The 15,568-nt window shown below is 70.7% G+C and carries 21 protein-coding genes; 10 read left to right on the forward strand and 11 right to left on the reverse strand.

Annotated elements, in window-relative coordinates; all coding sequences use genetic code 11:
• Positions 1 to 36: 36 nt before the first annotated feature.
• Together C8D87_RS03145 and C8D87_RS03150 are read left to right on the forward strand one after the other, a co-directional pair.
• Positions 37 to 1,887 carry a discoidin domain-containing protein gene (locus C8D87_RS03145; protein ID WP_109639474.1) on the forward strand — a complete coding sequence of 617 codons (1,851 nt, stop codon included), beginning with the start codon at positions 37 to 39 and terminating at the stop codon, positions 1,885 to 1,887.
• Between the two features lie 37 nt (positions 1,888 to 1,924).
• Entirely contained in the window at positions 1,925 to 3,730 is a 1,806-nt protein-coding gene (locus C8D87_RS03150; protein WP_109639475.1) for a ricin-type beta-trefoil lectin domain protein, read from the forward strand.
• A 41-nt stretch (positions 3,731 to 3,771) separates the two neighbouring features.
• On the opposite strand, the gene C8D87_RS03155 is transcribed toward C8D87_RS03150, so the two are convergent.
• Positions 3,772 to 4,941 (reverse strand): zinc-dependent alcohol dehydrogenase, encoded by a 1,170-nt coding sequence (locus C8D87_RS03155; protein WP_112225461.1) that lies wholly within the window; start codon positions 4,939 to 4,941, stop codon positions 3,772 to 3,774.
• On the reverse strand, positions 4,938 to 5,342 hold the full coding sequence (locus C8D87_RS03160) for a hypothetical protein (protein ID WP_146231730.1): 405 nt from the start codon (positions 5,340 to 5,342) through the stop codon (positions 4,938 to 4,940). Before C8D87_RS03160 ends, C8D87_RS03155 begins: the two co-directional genes overlap by 4 nt.
• Before the next feature lie 123 nt (positions 5,343 to 5,465).
• On the opposite strand from C8D87_RS03160, the gene C8D87_RS03165 reads away from it, so the two are divergent.
• Together C8D87_RS03165 and C8D87_RS48475 are read left to right on the forward strand one after the other, a co-directional pair.
• On the forward strand, positions 5,466 to 5,708 hold the full coding sequence (locus tag C8D87_RS03165; protein WP_109639478.1) for an acyl carrier protein: 243 nt from the start codon (positions 5,466 to 5,468) through the stop codon (positions 5,706 to 5,708).
• 41 nt (positions 5,709 to 5,749) lie between these two features.
• Positions 5,750 to 5,878 (forward strand): hypothetical protein, encoded by a 129-nt coding sequence (locus C8D87_RS48475; protein ID WP_267899825.1) that lies wholly within the window; start codon positions 5,750 to 5,752, stop codon positions 5,876 to 5,878.
• Position 5,879: 1 nt separating this feature from the next.
• On the opposite strand, the gene C8D87_RS03170 is transcribed toward C8D87_RS48475, so the two are convergent.
• The gene (locus tag C8D87_RS03170; RefSeq protein WP_112225462.1) at positions 5,880 to 6,695 is read right to left on the reverse strand and encodes a UbiA family prenyltransferase; all 816 of its coding nucleotides are present in this window, start codon (positions 6,693 to 6,695) and stop codon (positions 5,880 to 5,882) included.
• Between C8D87_RS03170 and C8D87_RS03175 the strand changes: the two genes are divergently transcribed.
• Genes C8D87_RS03175 through C8D87_RS03190 form a run of 4 tightly spaced genes read left to right on the forward strand, consistent with a single transcriptional unit; the run spans position 6,660 to position 10,437 of the window.
• A complete protein-coding gene (locus C8D87_RS03175) occupies positions 6,660 to 7,418 on the forward strand; it encodes a methyltransferase domain-containing protein (protein WP_112225463.1) in 759 nt (252 codons plus the stop codon). The two genes, C8D87_RS03170 and C8D87_RS03175, sit on opposite strands and share 36 nt — an antisense overlap.
• A 3-nt stretch (positions 7,419 to 7,421) precedes the next feature.
• Positions 7,422 to 8,564: an acyl-CoA dehydrogenase family protein gene (locus tag C8D87_RS03180; RefSeq protein WP_211337551.1), complete on the forward strand. Its 1,143-nt coding sequence runs from the start codon at positions 7,422 to 7,424 to the stop codon at positions 8,562 to 8,564.
• Positions 8,561 to 9,610, forward strand: coding sequence for a type III polyketide synthase (locus tag C8D87_RS03185; protein WP_109639481.1), 1,050 nt, complete (start codon positions 8,561 to 8,563; stop codon positions 9,608 to 9,610). Before C8D87_RS03180 ends, C8D87_RS03185 begins: the two co-directional genes overlap by 4 nt.
• An 11-nt stretch (positions 9,611 to 9,621) precedes the next feature.
• Positions 9,622 to 10,437 carry an SDR family NAD(P)-dependent oxidoreductase gene (locus C8D87_RS03190; protein WP_211337552.1) on the forward strand — a complete coding sequence of 272 codons (816 nt, stop codon included), beginning with the start codon at positions 9,622 to 9,624 and terminating at the stop codon, positions 10,435 to 10,437.
• On the opposite strand, the gene C8D87_RS03195 is transcribed toward C8D87_RS03190, so the two are convergent.
• Complete coding sequence (locus C8D87_RS03195) at positions 10,426 to 10,920, reverse strand: DUF2231 domain-containing protein (protein WP_112225464.1); 495 nt, start codon at positions 10,918 to 10,920, stop codon at positions 10,426 to 10,428. The two genes, C8D87_RS03190 and C8D87_RS03195, sit on opposite strands and share 12 nt — an antisense overlap.
• 82 nt (positions 10,921 to 11,002) lie before the next feature.
• On the opposite strand from C8D87_RS03195, the gene C8D87_RS03200 reads away from it, so the two are divergent.
• On the forward strand, positions 11,003 to 11,320 hold the full coding sequence (locus C8D87_RS03200; RefSeq protein ID WP_112225465.1) for a hypothetical protein: 318 nt from the start codon (positions 11,003 to 11,005) through the stop codon (positions 11,318 to 11,320).
• Positions 11,317 to 11,475, forward strand: a complete 159-nt coding sequence (locus C8D87_RS45635) for a hypothetical protein (protein WP_170155150.1) — start codon at positions 11,317 to 11,319, stop codon at positions 11,473 to 11,475. The genes C8D87_RS03200 and C8D87_RS45635 overlap by 4 nt, the downstream gene beginning before the upstream one ends.
• Before the next feature lies 1 nt (position 11,476).
• On the opposite strand, the gene C8D87_RS03205 is transcribed toward C8D87_RS45635, so the two are convergent.
• Genes C8D87_RS03205 through C8D87_RS45640 form a run of 7 tightly spaced genes read right to left on the reverse strand, consistent with a single transcriptional unit; the run spans position 11,477 to position 15,547 of the window.
• Entirely contained in the window at positions 11,477 to 12,298 is an 822-nt protein-coding gene (locus tag C8D87_RS03205; protein ID WP_109639485.1) for a carbohydrate ABC transporter permease, read from the reverse strand.
• Positions 12,295 to 13,191 (reverse strand): carbohydrate ABC transporter permease, encoded by an 897-nt coding sequence (locus C8D87_RS03210; protein WP_109639486.1) that lies wholly within the window; start codon positions 13,189 to 13,191, stop codon positions 12,295 to 12,297. Before C8D87_RS03210 ends, C8D87_RS03205 begins: the two co-directional genes overlap by 4 nt.
• Positions 13,191 to 14,498, reverse strand: a complete 1,308-nt coding sequence (locus C8D87_RS03215) for an extracellular solute-binding protein (protein ID WP_109639487.1) — start codon at positions 14,496 to 14,498, stop codon at positions 13,191 to 13,193. The genes C8D87_RS03210 and C8D87_RS03215 overlap by 1 nt, the downstream gene beginning before the upstream one ends.
• Positions 14,495 to 14,845 carry a hypothetical protein gene (locus tag C8D87_RS03220; protein ID WP_109639488.1) on the reverse strand — a complete coding sequence of 117 codons (351 nt, stop codon included), beginning with the start codon at positions 14,843 to 14,845 and terminating at the stop codon, positions 14,495 to 14,497. The genes C8D87_RS03215 and C8D87_RS03220 overlap by 4 nt, the downstream gene beginning before the upstream one ends.
• Positions 14,842 to 15,126 carry a hypothetical protein gene (locus C8D87_RS03225; protein WP_109639489.1) on the reverse strand — a complete coding sequence of 95 codons (285 nt, stop codon included), beginning with the start codon at positions 15,124 to 15,126 and terminating at the stop codon, positions 14,842 to 14,844. The genes C8D87_RS03220 and C8D87_RS03225 overlap by 4 nt, the downstream gene beginning before the upstream one ends.
• A 3-nt stretch (positions 15,127 to 15,129) precedes the next feature.
• Positions 15,130 to 15,381, reverse strand: coding sequence for a hypothetical protein (locus C8D87_RS03230; RefSeq protein WP_146231731.1), 252 nt, complete (start codon positions 15,379 to 15,381; stop codon positions 15,130 to 15,132).
• A gap of 13 nt (positions 15,382 to 15,394) precedes the next feature.
• The gene (locus C8D87_RS45640; protein WP_170155151.1) at positions 15,395 to 15,547 is read right to left on the reverse strand and encodes a hypothetical protein; all 153 of its coding nucleotides are present in this window, start codon (positions 15,545 to 15,547) and stop codon (positions 15,395 to 15,397) included.
• Positions 15,548 to 15,568 lie beyond the last annotated feature (21 nt).

Here is a 15,568-nt window from a genome sequence, read left to right on the forward strand (position 1 = left end):
AAAAGCTGCTGTTTCACAGTGATGAACGGGTGTTACATGCGACGAACCGCGATCGTGGCCCTGGTGCTCGGCCTCACCGCCGTGCCGACCGCTGAGGCGTCCAACGCCCCGGAAGCGCGCGTGTGGGTGACCACGCCGGACCGGGCGGAACTGCTGCACGAACGCCCGCGCGTCACGTTCGGCACGACGCCGTCGACCCACCCGACGATCGTGGTCGACCCCGATCGCACCTATCAGTCGATGGACGGGTTCGGCGCGTCCATCACCGACTCGTCTGCCGAGCTGCTCGCGAGCCTCGCGCCCGCCGTGCGCGCCGAGACGATGCGCAAGCTGTTCGACCCGGTGCGCGGCATCGGGGTGAGCTTCCTGCGTCAGCCGGTCGGTTCGTCCGACTTCACGGCCGCGCGGGAGCACTACACCTACGACGACGTCCCCGCCGGGCAGACCGACTTCGGGCTGAGGCACTTCAGCATCAGGCACGACGAGGCGAAGATCCTTCCGTTGCTGCGCGAGGCGAAACGGCTCAACCCGCGGCTGAAGGTCATGGCCACGCCGTGGAGCCCGCCCGCGTGGATGAAGACCAACGACTCGCTGATCGGCGGCCAGCTCAAGGACGACCCGGAGATCTACGACGCCTACGCGCGCTACCTCGTGAAGTTCGTGCAGGCGTACACGGCCGCGGGCGTGCCGATCGACTTCCTGTCGGTGCAGAACGAGCCGCAGAACCGCAAGCCGGACGCCTACCCCGGCACGGACCTCCCCGTCGCGGCGCAGCTCGAGGTGATCGACGCGCTCGGGCCGAAACTGCGAACGGCCAGCCCGCGCACCAAGATCCTGAGCTACGACCACAACTGGGCCACGCATCCCAACGACGGCACAGCGGAAGCCGACTACCCGTTCCAGATCCTCAGGTCCAAGGCCGCGAAGTGGATCGCGGGCACCGCGTACCACTGCTACCACGGCGACCCGAGTGCGCAGACCGCGCTGCACAACGCCTTCCCGGACAAGGGGATCTGGTTCACCGAGTGCTCGGGCTCCAAGGGCGTCACCGACCCGCCGGCCAAGGTCTTCCGCGACACCCTGACGTGGCACGCCCGCAACGTCGTCCTCGGCACCACCCGCAACTGGGCCCGCAGCGCGGTGAACTGGAACATCGCGCTCGACAGCACCGGCGGCCCGCACCTCGGCGGCTGCGGCACGTGCACCGGCCTCGTCACGGTGCAGCCGGACGGTTCGGTGACGACCGACGCCGAGTACTACACCATCGGCCACCTGGCGAAGTTCGTGCGGCCCGGCGCGCGCCGGATCGCCAGCACGTCGTTCGGCACCACCGGCTGGAACGGCCAGATCATGGACGCCGCGTTCCGCAACCCGGACGGCTCCACAGCTCTGGTGGTGCACAACGAGAACGACGACCCGCGCACGTTCGCGGTCAACGCCGGCGACCGCACCTTCGAGTACACCCTGCCCGGTGGCGCGCTCGCGACGTTCACGTGGACCGCCGATCTCCGCACCAAGCTGGACTTCGTGCCTCTCACCGGTGCCACCTCCGATGCCGCGCTCGCGATCGACGACGACGCCTCAACCTGCTGGTCCAGCGGCGGCGCGCAGGTTCCCGGCCAGTTCGTGCAGGTGGATCTGGGGCGGCGCAAGCGCTTCCGCCGGGTTGCCGTCGACAGCGGCGGCCACCTCGGCGACTACGCCCGCAGCTGGGAGCTGTCGGTCAGCGACGACGGCACGACCTGGCGCACGCTCGCATCGGGTGCCGGTGCCGGCCAGCTGACCAACATCGACGTGCGCCGTACCAGCGCGCGACACCTGCGCATCACGTCCACCGGTGCCGCGAGCAACTGGTGGAGCATCGCCGATCTCCGTCTCTACAACTGAAAATCCCTGGGCGCCCAAACCCCTGCAAGGAGCGCTTATGTCAACGACGACACAACGCTGGCGCGGCATCGCGGTGATCTCCGCCGTCGTGATGGCGGGGCTCGCCACCCCGTCCGCGACCGCGGCGACGAACGCGAACGTGTGGCTCACCACCGCCGACCGCTCGAACCTGTTGCGGCAGCAGGCGGACGTGACGTTCGGCTCGGGCGGCAGCGGTCCGACGATCACCGTGAACCCGAACACCACCTACCAGTCCGTGGTCGGCTTCGGCGCGTCGTTCACCGACTCCGCGGCGTGGAACATCTTCAACTCGCCACGCCGTGACGAGATCATGACCAACCTGTTCAGCAGGAGCAGCGGCATCGGCCTGAGCTTCCTCCGCCAGCCGATCGGCTCGACCGACTTCTCGCGCAGCTTCTACACCTACAACGACGGCGCGCCGGACCCGACTCTCTCGCGGTTCTCCATCACCCACGACAACGCCTACATCCTGCCGCTGGTCCGGCAGGCGAAGTCGTTGAACCCCCAGCTCTCGATCATGGCGACGCCGTGGAGCGCGCCGGCGTGGATGAAGAACAACAACAGCCTCATCCGGGGTTCGCTGAACGACAGCCAGATCGGCGTGTACGCCGACTACCTGGTCAAGTTCACCCAGGCCTACCAGGCGGCGGGCGCGCCGATCGACTACCTGAGCGTGCAGAACGAGCCGAACTTCGAGCCGCCGGGCTACCCCGGCATGCGAATGCCGGCGCAGCAGCAGGTGAACGTCATCAACAACCTGGTGCCGAAGCTGCGCGCTGTCGGCCAGAACGCGCGCCTGCTGGGTTACGACCACAACTGGGACGACACGACCTACGCGCAGGTTGTGAACAACGGTGCGGGCAACAACGTCGTCGGATCTGCGTGGCACTGCTACGGCGGCAACCCGAGTGGGCAGTCCGTCGTCCGCAACGCCCAGCCCACCAAGGAGATCTTCTTCACCGAGTGCTCCGGCACGTCGTCGGGCGACGACGCCGCGACGTTCCGCGACACGTTGCGGTGGCAGGGCATCAACCTCGCGATCGGCGCCACCCGCAACTGGGCACGCACCGTCGCGATCTGGAACATGGCCCTGGACGCGAGCCACGGCCCGGTCATCGGCAGCTGCACCAACTGCATGGGTGTCGTGACGACCAACGGCGGCAGCGTCAGCTACAACGCCGAGTACTACGTGCTGGGCCACCTGGCGAAGTTCGTGCAGCCCGGCGCGGTCCGCGTCGACTCGACCGGCTACGGCGAGGGCGGCATCCAGAACGTCGCCTTCCGCAACCCGGACGGCCGGATCGTGCTCGTCGCCCTCAACTCCGGCGGCCAGCAGAGCTTCCGCGTCTCCTACGCGGGCCAGACGTTCGGCTACACCCTGCCCGCGGGTGCGATGGCGACGTTCACCTGGCCCGGCACGCTCGACCCCGGCCAGCCCGGCCGCACGGGCGCCATCACGGGCCTGGGCGGCAAGTGCCTCGACGTCACGAACGGCTCCACGGCGAACGGCAACCAGCCGCAGATGTGGACCTGCTACCCAGGCCCGAACCAGACGTGGACGCTCGCGTCCGACGGCACCGTGCGCGGGCTCGGCAAGTGCCTCGACGTCACCGGCAACGGCACCGCCGACGGCACACCGGTCCAGCTCTGGGACTGCTTCGGCGGCGGGAACCAGCGCTGGACCGCGGCGAACGGCACGCTGGTGAACGTGGGCAGCAACAAGTGCCTGGACGTGATCGGCAACAACACCGCCGATGGCGCGAGACTGCAGATCTGGTCCTGCACGGGCGGCGCCAACCAGAGGTGGACCGTTCCGGCGTAGCCGGTGATGGCCGGTGCCCGCGGGCACCGGCCATCAGCTCGTCAGAGCTGGAAGACCGCGCGCACGCAGCCGTCTTCCTTCTTCTTGAACAACTCGTAGCCGCGCGCACCTTCGCTCAGCGGCATGATGTGCGTCGCCAGGTGGTTGGTGACGAGCTCGCCGGACGCGATGCGGTCCAGCAGCATCGGGATGTAGCGCTGCCCGTGCTGCTGGGCACCGCGCACGGTCAGGCCCTTGTTCATCAAGGCGCCCAACGGGAACTTGTCCACCAGGCCGGTGAAGACACCGAGCACGAACACCGATCCGCCCTTGCGGCAGTTGTAGATCGCCTCCCGCACCGCGATCGGGCGGTCCGTCTCCAGCTTGAGCTTGCTCTTCACCTGGTCGTAGGCGTACTGCGGGCCGGTGGAGTGCGCCTCGCAGCCGACCGCCTCGATGCACACGTCCGGACCGCGGCCACCGGTGGCCTCCAGGAGCGCGTCACCGACCGACGTACCGGCGTAGTTGATCGTCTCGACGCCGAAGGCCTGTGCCGCCTGCCGCAGCCGGTAGTCGAAGCGGTCGATCACGAGCACCCGCTCGGCACCGAGCAGCTGTGCCGCGCGTGCCGCCATCTGGCCCACCGCACCAGAACCCCACACGGCGACCACGTCACCCGGTTTGACGCCACCCAGATCGGCGCCCATCCAGCCGGTCGGCACCGAGTCGGAGGCGAAGAGGGCGCTCAGGTCGTCCACGCCCTCGGGAATCGGGATGGCCGTGTGGTCGGCGAACGGCACGCGCACGTACTCCGCGTGGCTGCCGCGGAACCCGCCCATCGCGTGCGAGTAGCCGAAGATGCCGCCGGGGTCGGCACCCCACAGCTGCTGCGTGATCGCCGGGTTGGTGTTCGTGTTGTCGCACAACGAGTACAGCTCGTTGCGGCAGTACCAGCAGCGCCCGCAGACGATGAAGGAGCACACCACCACGCGGTCACCCGGCCGGTGCCTGGTGACGCCGGGCCCGACTTCGGCCACCTCGCCCATGAACTCGTGGCCGATCACGTCACCCGCCTGCATGAACGGGATGTGCCCCGTGAGCAGGTGCAGGTCCGAGCCGCACACGGTGCTCAGCCGGACCTTGACGATCATGTCCTGGTCGTTCAGCAACTGGGGATCGGGCACGTCCTGCACCCGCACGTCGTTGATCCCCTCCCAGCACAACGCCTTCACAGCCGGCCACCGCCTCCGGCCCGGCTCGTCACGAGCCGCAGCGCCTTGCCCATCGGCCCCGGATGGGTCGGCGCCGTGTCGGACTGCACCACCTCACCTGCCTCCAGCACCGCCTTCGCCCTGCGCAGCGCGAGCCTGAGCTCGTGCCGCGACACCTGCTCGGACGGCTGCACCGACAGTTCGGTGCCCTTGTCCCCCGCCGCCGGCCGGATGCGGATCTCGACCCGGTCCCGCCACCGCGCCAGGTCCTCCGGCAGTGACGACTGCACCTCGTCCGGCGCGCGGTTCACCGTCACCGCCAGGTATCGGTCCCGCTCGTCCGGAGCGCGCCTTCTGCGCCTGGCCACCGCCGCGACGGTCACCGCACCTGCGGCGAGAAGCACTTTTCCTGCTGTGTTCATCGTTTCGGCCTCTCTCGGAGCACGAACACCCGGGATACCCGTGCTGGTGAAGAACAACCGGGGCCGGGTTCGGGACGATCTGCGCGGGTACCTCGTACGTGCCGACAACCACGGGAGGTAGCGATGGCAACCGGTGAGACCGGCTTCGACGACGTCACGTACGACCTGATCTCCGTGCAGTACCACGCGCTCAAGGCCGGGCACGACTACGGCCAGTACGTGCGCGACGCGGACAACGCGGGCCGTCAGGACATCGCCGACTTCTTCCGGCGGGTCATGGAGGAGGACTCCGGCCGCGCCAAGCAGTGCCACGAGTTCCTCAAGGAACTTTCGGGCTCCGAGGAGTCCGGTCCGGCGGTCAGCTGACCGCGTGCTTCGGTGCCGTGCCGTCCGGGTAACCGGGCGGCATGACCGATCCGCTCAACCCCGAAGCACCGCACTCACCGGGCACCCCCAGCCTCGACGACCTCGAGACCGAGGAACCAGAGGTGCCGCAGGACGTCACCGACGAGGACACGTCCGAGCCGCCGGACTGACTCACGCCCCGGTTATGATCAGCAACGCGACGTCCACGACCGCCACCGCGAGCAGCGCGTTGAAGTTCGCCCGCGACCCGGCTCGTCGTCCGCGCAGCCTGCCGACCGCCAGGATCACCACCGACAACGGCACCGCCACCACTCCCGCCGCCGTGACGGGACCAGGCGGGCCGACCGCGAGGACCACTCCGGTGATCACCACCAGCGCGGCGGCCGCGCCCGCGCTGGCGGCCTTGCCCAAGCGGTGCGGCAGTCCGAGCACACCGGTGGCGGTGTCGTCCTCCAGATCAGGAATGACATTGGCGAAATGCGCGGCGCTGCCCAGCAGGGCGGCCGCCGCGATGAGCCACGGCGGCGGCCAGTGCCCGTCCGGAGCGCCGAGCGTGACGAACGCGGGCAGCAGCCCGAACGACACCGCGTACGGCACGACGGAGAACGCCGTCGCTTTGAGCCCGAAGTCGTACGCCCACGCGGAGCACAGCGTGACGACGTGCACGAGAGTGGCGTCCGCACCGGACAGCAACGACAGACCAACAGCGGTGGCCGCGGCGGCGATCGTCGCGATGAGCACGAGTTTCCGGGACACGACACCGGCGGCGACCGGTTTGTCCTTGCGGCCGACGCTCGCGTCCCTGCCGGCGTCGAGCAGGTCGTTGAGCCAGCCCACGGACAGCTGACCCGCCAGCACCGCCGCCCCCACGGCGACCAGTCCACCCGGTGACCTGCCGGTGGTCACGGCCAGCGCGGTGGCGACCACGGTGACCGCGAGGGAAGGCAGCGGATGACAGGAACGCGCGAGCGCTTCGATGCGGCCCATGGATCTCCACTGTGCCAGCCCGCAGGCCGGCCGCATCTCGAGCCGAATGATCCAGAGCTGTACGAACGGCTCGCCGACCAGTGGTGGATGCCGCGCGGCCGGTTCGTCATGCTGCACTGGCTCGCCGCCGCACGCGCCCAGCTGATCCCCCGGCCGCGGCCGGGGGCGGTCCTGGTCGACCTGGGCTGTGGCGCGGGACTGCTCGCCCCGCACATCCGCGGCTACCACCACGTCGGTGTCGACCTCTCGCACGAAGCCCTGCGCCAGGCCGCGAAGCACGGCGTGCAACCGATTCGCGCGGACGTGCTCGCCGTACCGTTGCCGAACGGGTGCGCGGACGTCGTGGTCGCGGGCGAGATCCTCGAACACGTCGCCGATCTGCCCCGAGCGGTCGCCGAGGCGTGCCGGCTGCTCCGCCCCGGCGGGCTGCTGGTGCTCGACACGCTGGCCGACACCGCGCTGTGCCGCCTGGTCGCGGTCGGCGTAGCGGAACGCCTTCTCGGACTCGCGCCGCGGGGGGTGCACGATCCCTCGTTGTTCGTCGACCGCAAGGCGCTGGTGCGTGAATGCGCCCGGCACGGTGTGCGCCTGGCGTTGCGGGGTATCCGCCCGGCACTGCTCGATCTGCTCGCATGGTCGGCGCGCCTCAGGCCTTCCGTCCGCATGGTGCCCACCGCGACCACGGCGGTGCTCTTCCAGGGTGCCGGCCGCAAGAAGGGATGAGCCTTGGACCTGCACTCCCTGGCCGACCGCCTGTCCGGACGGGCGTCGAAGTACGACGTGTCCGGCGATTTCCCCGAAGAGGACTTCGACGACCTGCGCGAGGCGGGCCTGATGGGCCTGATGGTGCCGCACCGGCTCGGCGGCGCGGGCGCGACGTTCGCCGAGTACACCGACGTGGCGATGCGGCTGGGCAGCGGCGCGGGTGCCACCGCGCTGGTCTTCAACATGCACGCGTCGGTCACCGGCGCGCTCGCGCACACGCCCGACGAGCTGGTGCGGCAGTTCGGCGCGCCGGAGAGTTTCTTCGCCTCACGCGATCGCGTGCTGGCCGCCGCGGCCAAGGGTGCCCTGTACGCCGTGGCGATGAGCGAACGCGGCATCGGATCGCGGCTGTCACAGGTGCGGACCTCCTACGAGCGCACGGGTTCCGGCTTCCGGATCACGGGCGCCAAGACGTTCGTCTCCGGTGCGGGCCACGCCGACGCCTACCTCGTCGCCGCCAGGGACAGCTCGGCGGCGGAACCGAGGGTGTCCTACTTCCTCGTTCCCGCCGGCCCCGGCGTGGAGGTCCAGCCTGCCTGGGACTCGCTCGGCATGCGCGCCACCGCGAGCCACGACCTGCGGCTGGACGTGGAGGTCGACGAGGACGCGCTCGTGGGCGGCATCGAAGGCGCCGCGCTGCTGCTGGCCCAGGTGATGCCGCAGTGGCTGGTCGCGTCCTACGCCGCGGTCTACGTCGGCGTCGCCCAGGCCGTGCTGCGGCACGGTGTGGAACACCTGCGCGAGCGCGGGCTGCACACCCTCCCGCTGGTCCGCGCCCGCCTGGGGCGTGCCGACTCGCAGGTCGCCGCAGCCGAGCTCGTCGTGCGGAGAGCCGCCCGGCAGGTCACCGACGATCCCGGCAGCCAGGAGACGAACCGGTGGGTCTGGCGGGCGAAGCTGATCGCCGGTGACACGGCCGCCGACGTGGCGTTCTCCGTGCTGGAAGCCGCGGGCGCGTCGGCCACCCGCCGCGGCCACCCGCTGGAACGGCTCTACCGCGACGCACGGTGCGGCGCGCTGCAACCGGCCACGTCCGACGTCTGTGCCGACTGGCTCGGAGCCTGCGCGCTCGGCGACGATCCGGACGAGGTGGCGCGCTGGTGACCGCGCACATCGCCGCGATCGGGACCGCCCTGCCTCCCGTCGTCGAGCAGAGCGACCTGTGGGACGACCACTTCCGCGCCCGGCTGAACGGGAGCAGGGCGGCCGGGCGGATCTTCGCGGGGGCCGGCGTGCGGCGCAGGCACGCCGTCGTCAGTCCACTGGACCACGACGTCTCGGAGTGCACGACCGGCGAGCGGATGCGCCTGTACGACCAGAACGCGCGGCCGCTGGGGCATGCGGCGGTGACGGCCGCTCTGTCCTCCGCCGGGCTCGAACCGGCCGAAGTCGGTCAGCTCACCGTGGTGTCCTGCACCGGGTACGCCGCCCCGGGACTGGACGTGCAGCTGGCCGCGTCGCTCGACCTCGCTCCCGACGCGCAACGACTGCTCGTCGGGCACATGGGCTGCTACGCCGCACTGCCGGCGCTCGCCACCGTCACCGACTTCGTCACCGCCCATCGGCGTCCAGCCGTGTTGCTGTGCCTGGAACTGACGTCACTGCACGTCCAGCCGTCCACAATGGATGTCGAGCAGATCGTGTCGCACGCGCTGTTCGGCGATGCCGCCACCGCACTGGTCGTGCGCCCGGACGAGGGCAGCCTGCAGGTCGTCGCCACCAGCGCCGTCACCGATCCGGCCAGTGCCGGCCACATGACCTGGACCGTGACCGACCACGGCTTCCGGATGACGCTGTCGCGGCAGGTGCCGGAGGTGCTGGGCAAGCACCTCCGGCACGCCGTCGAACGCCTGCTCGCGGACAACGGCCTGACCGTGCCCGAGGTGCGCGGCTGGGCGGTGCATCCCGGCGGGCCGCGCATTCTCGACACCGTCGGCCACGAGCTCGGGCTACCGTCCCGTGCGCTCGAACCGTCCCGGCACGTGCTGCGCGAACACGGCAACTGCTCGTCGGCGACCGTCGTGCTGGTGCTCGACGAACTGCTGCGCAGCACCGCGCTGCGACCAGGTGATCCGGTGGTGGCCATGGCTTTCGGTCCAGGACTGACCCTGTACGTCACGCTCTTCCGCCACCATCTCCAGGCGAGGTGATCATGCGATCCGTGGCAGGCACCGTTGTTCTCGTCACCGGAGGGTCGGCCGGCATCGGCCGGCTCACCGCCCGGCGGCTGGCCCGGCAAGGCGCGCAGGTCGCGATCTGCGGCCGCGACCAGGACCGGCTCGACGCCGCGCTGCGCGAGATGCCCGGCGCGTGGGGCGTCCGTTGCGACGTCACCGATCCGGACGATCGCGCGCTGCTCGTGCGCGCTGTCGCCGAACGGTTCGGCCGCATCGACGCGCTGGTGAACAACGCCGGGCAGGGCCGGATCGGCAAGCTCGCCGATCTCCGCCACGAGCAGGTGGAAAGCCTCGTCGCGGTCAACTTCACCGCGGTCGCGGAACTCACCCGGCTGGTGCTGCCGCTGTTCGGCACGCGCGGCGGACACGTGGTGATGATGTCGTCGATCGGCGCCTGGGTACCGGTACCACCGTTGTCGCTGTACTCGGCGACGAAGGCGGGCGTGCTGGGTCTCGCCATCGGGCTGCGCCGGGAGGTGCCGCGCGGGGTACGGGTGCACGCGGTGTGCCCGGGACCGATTCGCACCGAGTGGCTGACGCGCGACATCGACGGCAGGCCTTCCGAGCAGTCCGCGCCACGCCGGCTGTCCGCGGGTGCCGATCCCGAACGGGTGGCCCGCGCGGTCGAGAAGTGCCTGACCGCGCGGACGTCCCGCACCATGGCCGTGCCGCGCTGGTGGGGAATCGCGCGGCTCGGCGCCTTCGCCCCGGTGAGCCGGGTGCTCGATGTCGTGGTCGCGCCGGTCTCGACCGCGATCGTCCGGGTCACCAGGCGCTACGGCAGCCGGTTATCGTCCTGACGCGGCCACGCCGCTCAGCGAGCTGGACGCGTCGGGGTGAGCTCCTTCCTCGACACTGATGCCGAGCCGTTCCACGAGTTCGCCGCCGAGCCAGCCACCGAGCCCGCCCCCGAGCACGCCCAGCCAGGCCGCGACCAGGGCGGGCCAGGCAGGCGCCCAGCCGGTCTCGGCCAGGCGCAGCGCCCAGCTCACCGCGAACAACACCAGCACCACGGCGTTCACCAGCCCGTGCAGCAGCCCGATCCGGCGGGCGCGGGTGCCCCGCGGGGTGACGAGAAACCAGTCCAGCCACCCGGTGGCGGCGGTGACCACCCCCATCAGCACACCGGCGGCGATGAGGTGGGCCGCGGTGAAGGCGAAGCTGGTGCGATCGGTGATCAGGTACAGCACGTCGAAGCCGACCGCCGTGGTCAGCAGGCCCAGCGGGAACACGATGAGGATCGGGTGGACGGCGTGGCCCGCGGCGCGCACACGACTGCGCATGAGGTGCTCCTTCCCAAAGGCAGCTGTCACCGAGAACAGCTGCCACAGGCGTACCCAGCGGCGCAGCGGATACCCCTCTGGCATGAACACCGAGGAAGTGCGGAAATTCGTGCTCGAGCGGCTCGACGAGGACGAGGTGCGCCTGGCCGAGGGGAAGCTGCCGCTCCTCGACGAAGCCGAGGGCCGGGGCAGGCTGCGGATCATCGCCTCGGACGACGGTTCCGGGCTGCTCCTGCTGCCCGGCCCGATCCAGGCGGCCGAGGAACGGGTGCCGGTGCCGTTCCCGGAGAAGTACGCCCTGCTGCGGACCGAGGTCGAGCAGACCCGTGACGAGGCCCTGCTGAGACTGCTGGCCGCCGCCTACGACACCCACCACGGCTGGCAGGAGGAGTGGCGATGACCAAGCCGGAGCCCGACCGCGTGACCGCCGAGAGCGAGCTGGAGGACGCCGACATCGGCTCCGAGCACACGCGACCGACCTACGCCGACGAGAACCCCGGCGGCCCGCACCGCGGACCTGACGAGTCCGAGCCCGAGGACGAGGGCGGCCTGTAGGTCACTCCTCGACGCGTTGCGTCACGACACCGCGCACGAAGTACCGCTGTGCCACCAGGAACAGCAGGATCATCGGCACGGTGGCGACGACGCTCGCCGCCATCACCAGCTCCCACTGGGCCTCGCCGCCCTGCCCGAACCGGTCGAGCACCGCCTTCAGCCCGCGCGGCAGCGTGTACAGCTCCGGTTCGCGCAGGTAGATCAACGGCCTGATGAGGTCGGTCCAGGCCGCCTTCAGCTCGAACACGAACACCACGATCAGGCCCGGCCTGGCGAGCGGCAGCGCGATCGAGGTGAACTGCCGCCACGGCCCGGCGCCGTCGACCCGTGCCGCGTCGAACACCTCCGCGGGCAGGCCGAGGAAGAACTGGCGCAGCAGGAAGACGTAGAACGCCGAACCGAAGAGGTTGCCGGCCCACAACGGGACCTGCGTCGTCGCGAGCCCCACCGCGTGCCACTCCAGGTACACCGGCACCATGGTCACGGCGGCGGGCAGCATCATCGTGGCGAGCACGAGTCCGAAGAGGACGGTGCGGCCGCGGAACCGGAACCGCGCGAAGCCGAACGCCACGACCGCGCTCGACACGGTGGCGGCGACCGCGGCGGCGACACCGACGGCCACGCTGTTGCCCACCCATGCGAGCAACGGCACCGCACGCCAGACCTCGGTGTAGTTCTGCGGGTTCACCGGTGACGGCAGCAGGGCGTTGTCGAAAACGTGCGACCGGTCCTTCAGCGACGCGCTCAGCAGCCACCAGAACGGGTACGCGAACAGCACACCGACCGCGACGAGGGCGAACAGGACGGGCGCGCGGCGGGTCATGCCCGGTCCTCGTAGTGCACGTAGTCGCGCGACAGCCGCACCTGCAGCGCCGTGATCGCGGCGATCACCAGGAACAGCACCCACGCCAGCGCGGACGCGTAACCCATCCGCAGCGAACCGAACGCCTCCTGGAACAGGTAGATCACGTAGAACAGCGCCGCGTCACCCTCCGCCGGCGTGGACGGCCGGGCGCCGAAGAACATCGTGTAGGCCTCGGTGAACACCTGCAATGACGCGATGGTGTTGACGATCAGCGTGAAGTACACGGTGCCGCTGATGCCGGGCAGCGTGACGTGCCAGAACTGCCGCCACGGCGAAGCCCCGTCCAGCCGCGCCGCCTCGTACCGCTCCCCCGGCACCCTGGTCAGCGCCGCCAGGTACAGCACGGCGGTGCTGCCGGCCGTCCAGAGGCTCATCAGCACCAGGCCGGGTTTGATCCACGCGGGGTCGGTCGTCCACTGCGGCCCGGTGAACCCGAACCAGCCCAGCATCGCGTTGATCGCGCCGTTCTGCCCGTTGAGCAGCAACAGGAACAACGCCGCGAGGGCGACCGGCGGGGTCATCGTCGGCAGGAACAGCACGGTGCGGAAGAAGCCGGCCGACCGTCCCGCGCGACGCAGCAGTGACGCGAGGCCGAGCGCGAGCACGATCTGCAGCGGGACGTGCAGCAGCGTGAAGAACACGGTGTTCCACAACGCTTTGGCGGCGCGTTCGTCCTGCAGCATCTCGCGGTAGTTGCTCATGCCCGCGAACCGCGCCGGCTTGAGCAGGTCGTAGTGCGTGAACGACAGGAACAGGCTGTAGAGCATCGGACCGGCCGTGAGCAGCAGGAACCCGGCGACCCACGGCAGCACGAACAACCAGCCGGCCCGTGCCTCGCGCGCACTCGCCATCAACGGCCTCCCACGCGGGTGATCGCCCGATCGGCCTCACGTCGCGCCTGCGCCATCGACTCCTCCGGGCTCTGCTGACCGAGCAGCACCCTCGTCACCGCCGACTCCCACGAGCGCACGAGATCACTGGCCGCCGGGTTCGGCGGCAGGGCGAAGGCCTTGTCCTGCACGGACTGCAACACCCGCACACCCTGTTCGAGCACGCGGATGCCACGCGGGTCGTACACCTCGCTGAAGATCTTCTCGTCGGCCGCGCGGTTCCCGGTGAACGTGCCGCTGTAGGGCTTGCCCTTCTCGGCGAGCGCGTCGCGGCGTGCCTTCGCAGCGGTGACCCAGGTGTCCGCCGCGGTCATCGTCGCGATGAACTCGCACGCCAGCTCGGGGTGCCGGGCGCCCTGCGGAATGGCCCACGCCTGCCCGCCGGCCTCGGTGAGCGGGTTGCCCTGCCGGTCGGTGAAGGGCGCGACCGTGACGTCGGCGTCCGGCGAGTTGGCCGCGATCGTGTTGACGTACCACGAGTCCATCGCCATGGCGGCGACCTGCCCCGTGACGAACTCGTTGTTCGCACCGAAGGAGTCGAAGGTGTCGCGGAACGCCTTGAACGCCGCCCAGCCGCCCTGCGCGCGCACCAGGCCGGTGGTGTAGCGGACGGCTTCGACCACGCGCGGGTCGTCCAGGTGCGGCTCGTCGCCGATCAGGTCGGCGCCGTTCGCCTTGGCCCACAGCGCGACGAACTCCGGCACCCGCGGATCGAACCCGATCCGCCGGAGCCTGCCGTCCTCGGTGCGCGCGAGCTTCGCCGTCGTCTCGGCGAGGCGCTGCCAGTCCGTTGTGGACAGTGTGGCCGGGTCCACGCCTGCCTCGCGCAGCACCGGGTTGTTGAGAATGAGCACGCGGACGCTGAAGAAGTCGGGCACCCCGTAGACCGTGCCGGCGTAGGTCACCTGCCGCACCGCCGCCTCGCGGAAGACCTTCAGGTCGACCTGGTGCCGCCGCAGACAGGGCCCGAGGTCCTGCACCGCTCCCCTGGCCGCGTAGCCGCCGAGCTTGCGCCGGTCCGCGTACACCAGGTCCGGAGGATCATCGGCCGCCACCGCCGAGAGGAACTGCTGCTCGTCCAGCGCCCCCTCGTTGACCCGGAGATCGACCTCGGGACGGCGGTCCCTGAACACCTTCACCCGTGCGGTGGCGTGTTCGTCCGGCAGCCCGAACCCCATGGTGGTGAGTGTGTTGGGCTGATCCGCGACGCTCGGGCCGAGACCTCCGCACCCCGCGACGAGCAGCAGTGCGACCAGCCACCGGGTCATGCGCGTGCGGCGACCACGGCCCTGCGACCGGGCAGGAACCGGCGCGCCGCGGTCAGCAACGCGCGTGCCTCCATCACCTCGCCGAGCTCGAGGTGCTCGTCGGCCGCCGCGATGTGCTCCAGCGCCCGGCGGGGCGCGTCCGGCGCGTCCATCACCGCCCTGCTCAGGCACCTGCGCGCCTGTTCCGCCTGCAGGGCGAGATCCGCGCCCGAGGTGAGGCGGATGAGGACGAGAGCATCGCAGATCGCCTGATCGAGTTCGTTGTGCCGCACCATGATTGCCGCCTTCGGGACAGCCGGGGGTGGCAGCGCCGACTGCTTGACGCTGGTCCCGGCTACCCGGGTCACCGACCCCTCAAACGATCTGCCCGCCGCTGTGTCCGGGGCCGTGCGGCCGCGGCGCACCGCCGGCACATCGCCATCACCGGTGCGCCCGCGGTGTCGTTGATCCAGAGCGCGTCGATCCACAGCACGTGCGGGAACCGGTCGAGTCGCGCCCGGCTCAGCGGCACACCGCACAGCGTCTGGTTCTGGCCCGGCCACCAGGCGTGGACGTCACCCGACGGCATGCGGATGTCCTCGTCGTCCCGCCAGCCGCTCGACGCGGCCACCGCGGGCGTCGCCGCCACCGGTCAGCCTCCCCGGTTGTCCTCGGCGGCGGCGAGCGTCGCGGCCGCCTCGTCGAGATCGCGCTCGGTCACCGGCCACCCGCCGACGCGCTCGAGCAGTTCGTCCCGCGTGACCACGGGCAGTGCGCCGCGCAACGCCGTGGTGGCGAGCTCGTCGCGGCCCGCCACCACGTAGCTGCCCGCGACGAGCACGAGCGCCGCCTCCGGCCGGGTCGACTGGAGCAGCAGTTTCAGGTCTTCCACTCGCACTGGCATGACCCGGTTCCGATCAACCGTCGTCGCCGAGGCGACCGCCACCGTCCAGGCCCGCGCCCTGCGCCGGCGGACGCTCGTCCGCCTCTTCCTCTGTCGGGGTCAGCGGTGCACCGCTCTGCTCCTCGGCCGCACCGCGTTCCACGTCGTCGTGCTCGGGTTCGGTCACAGCGCTCTCCCGTCCTCGCTG

The sequence above is a fragment of the Lentzea atacamensis genome (assembly GCF_003269295.1).
Classification (GTDB): Bacteria; Actinomycetota; Actinomycetes; order Mycobacteriales; family Pseudonocardiaceae; genus Lentzea; species Lentzea atacamensis.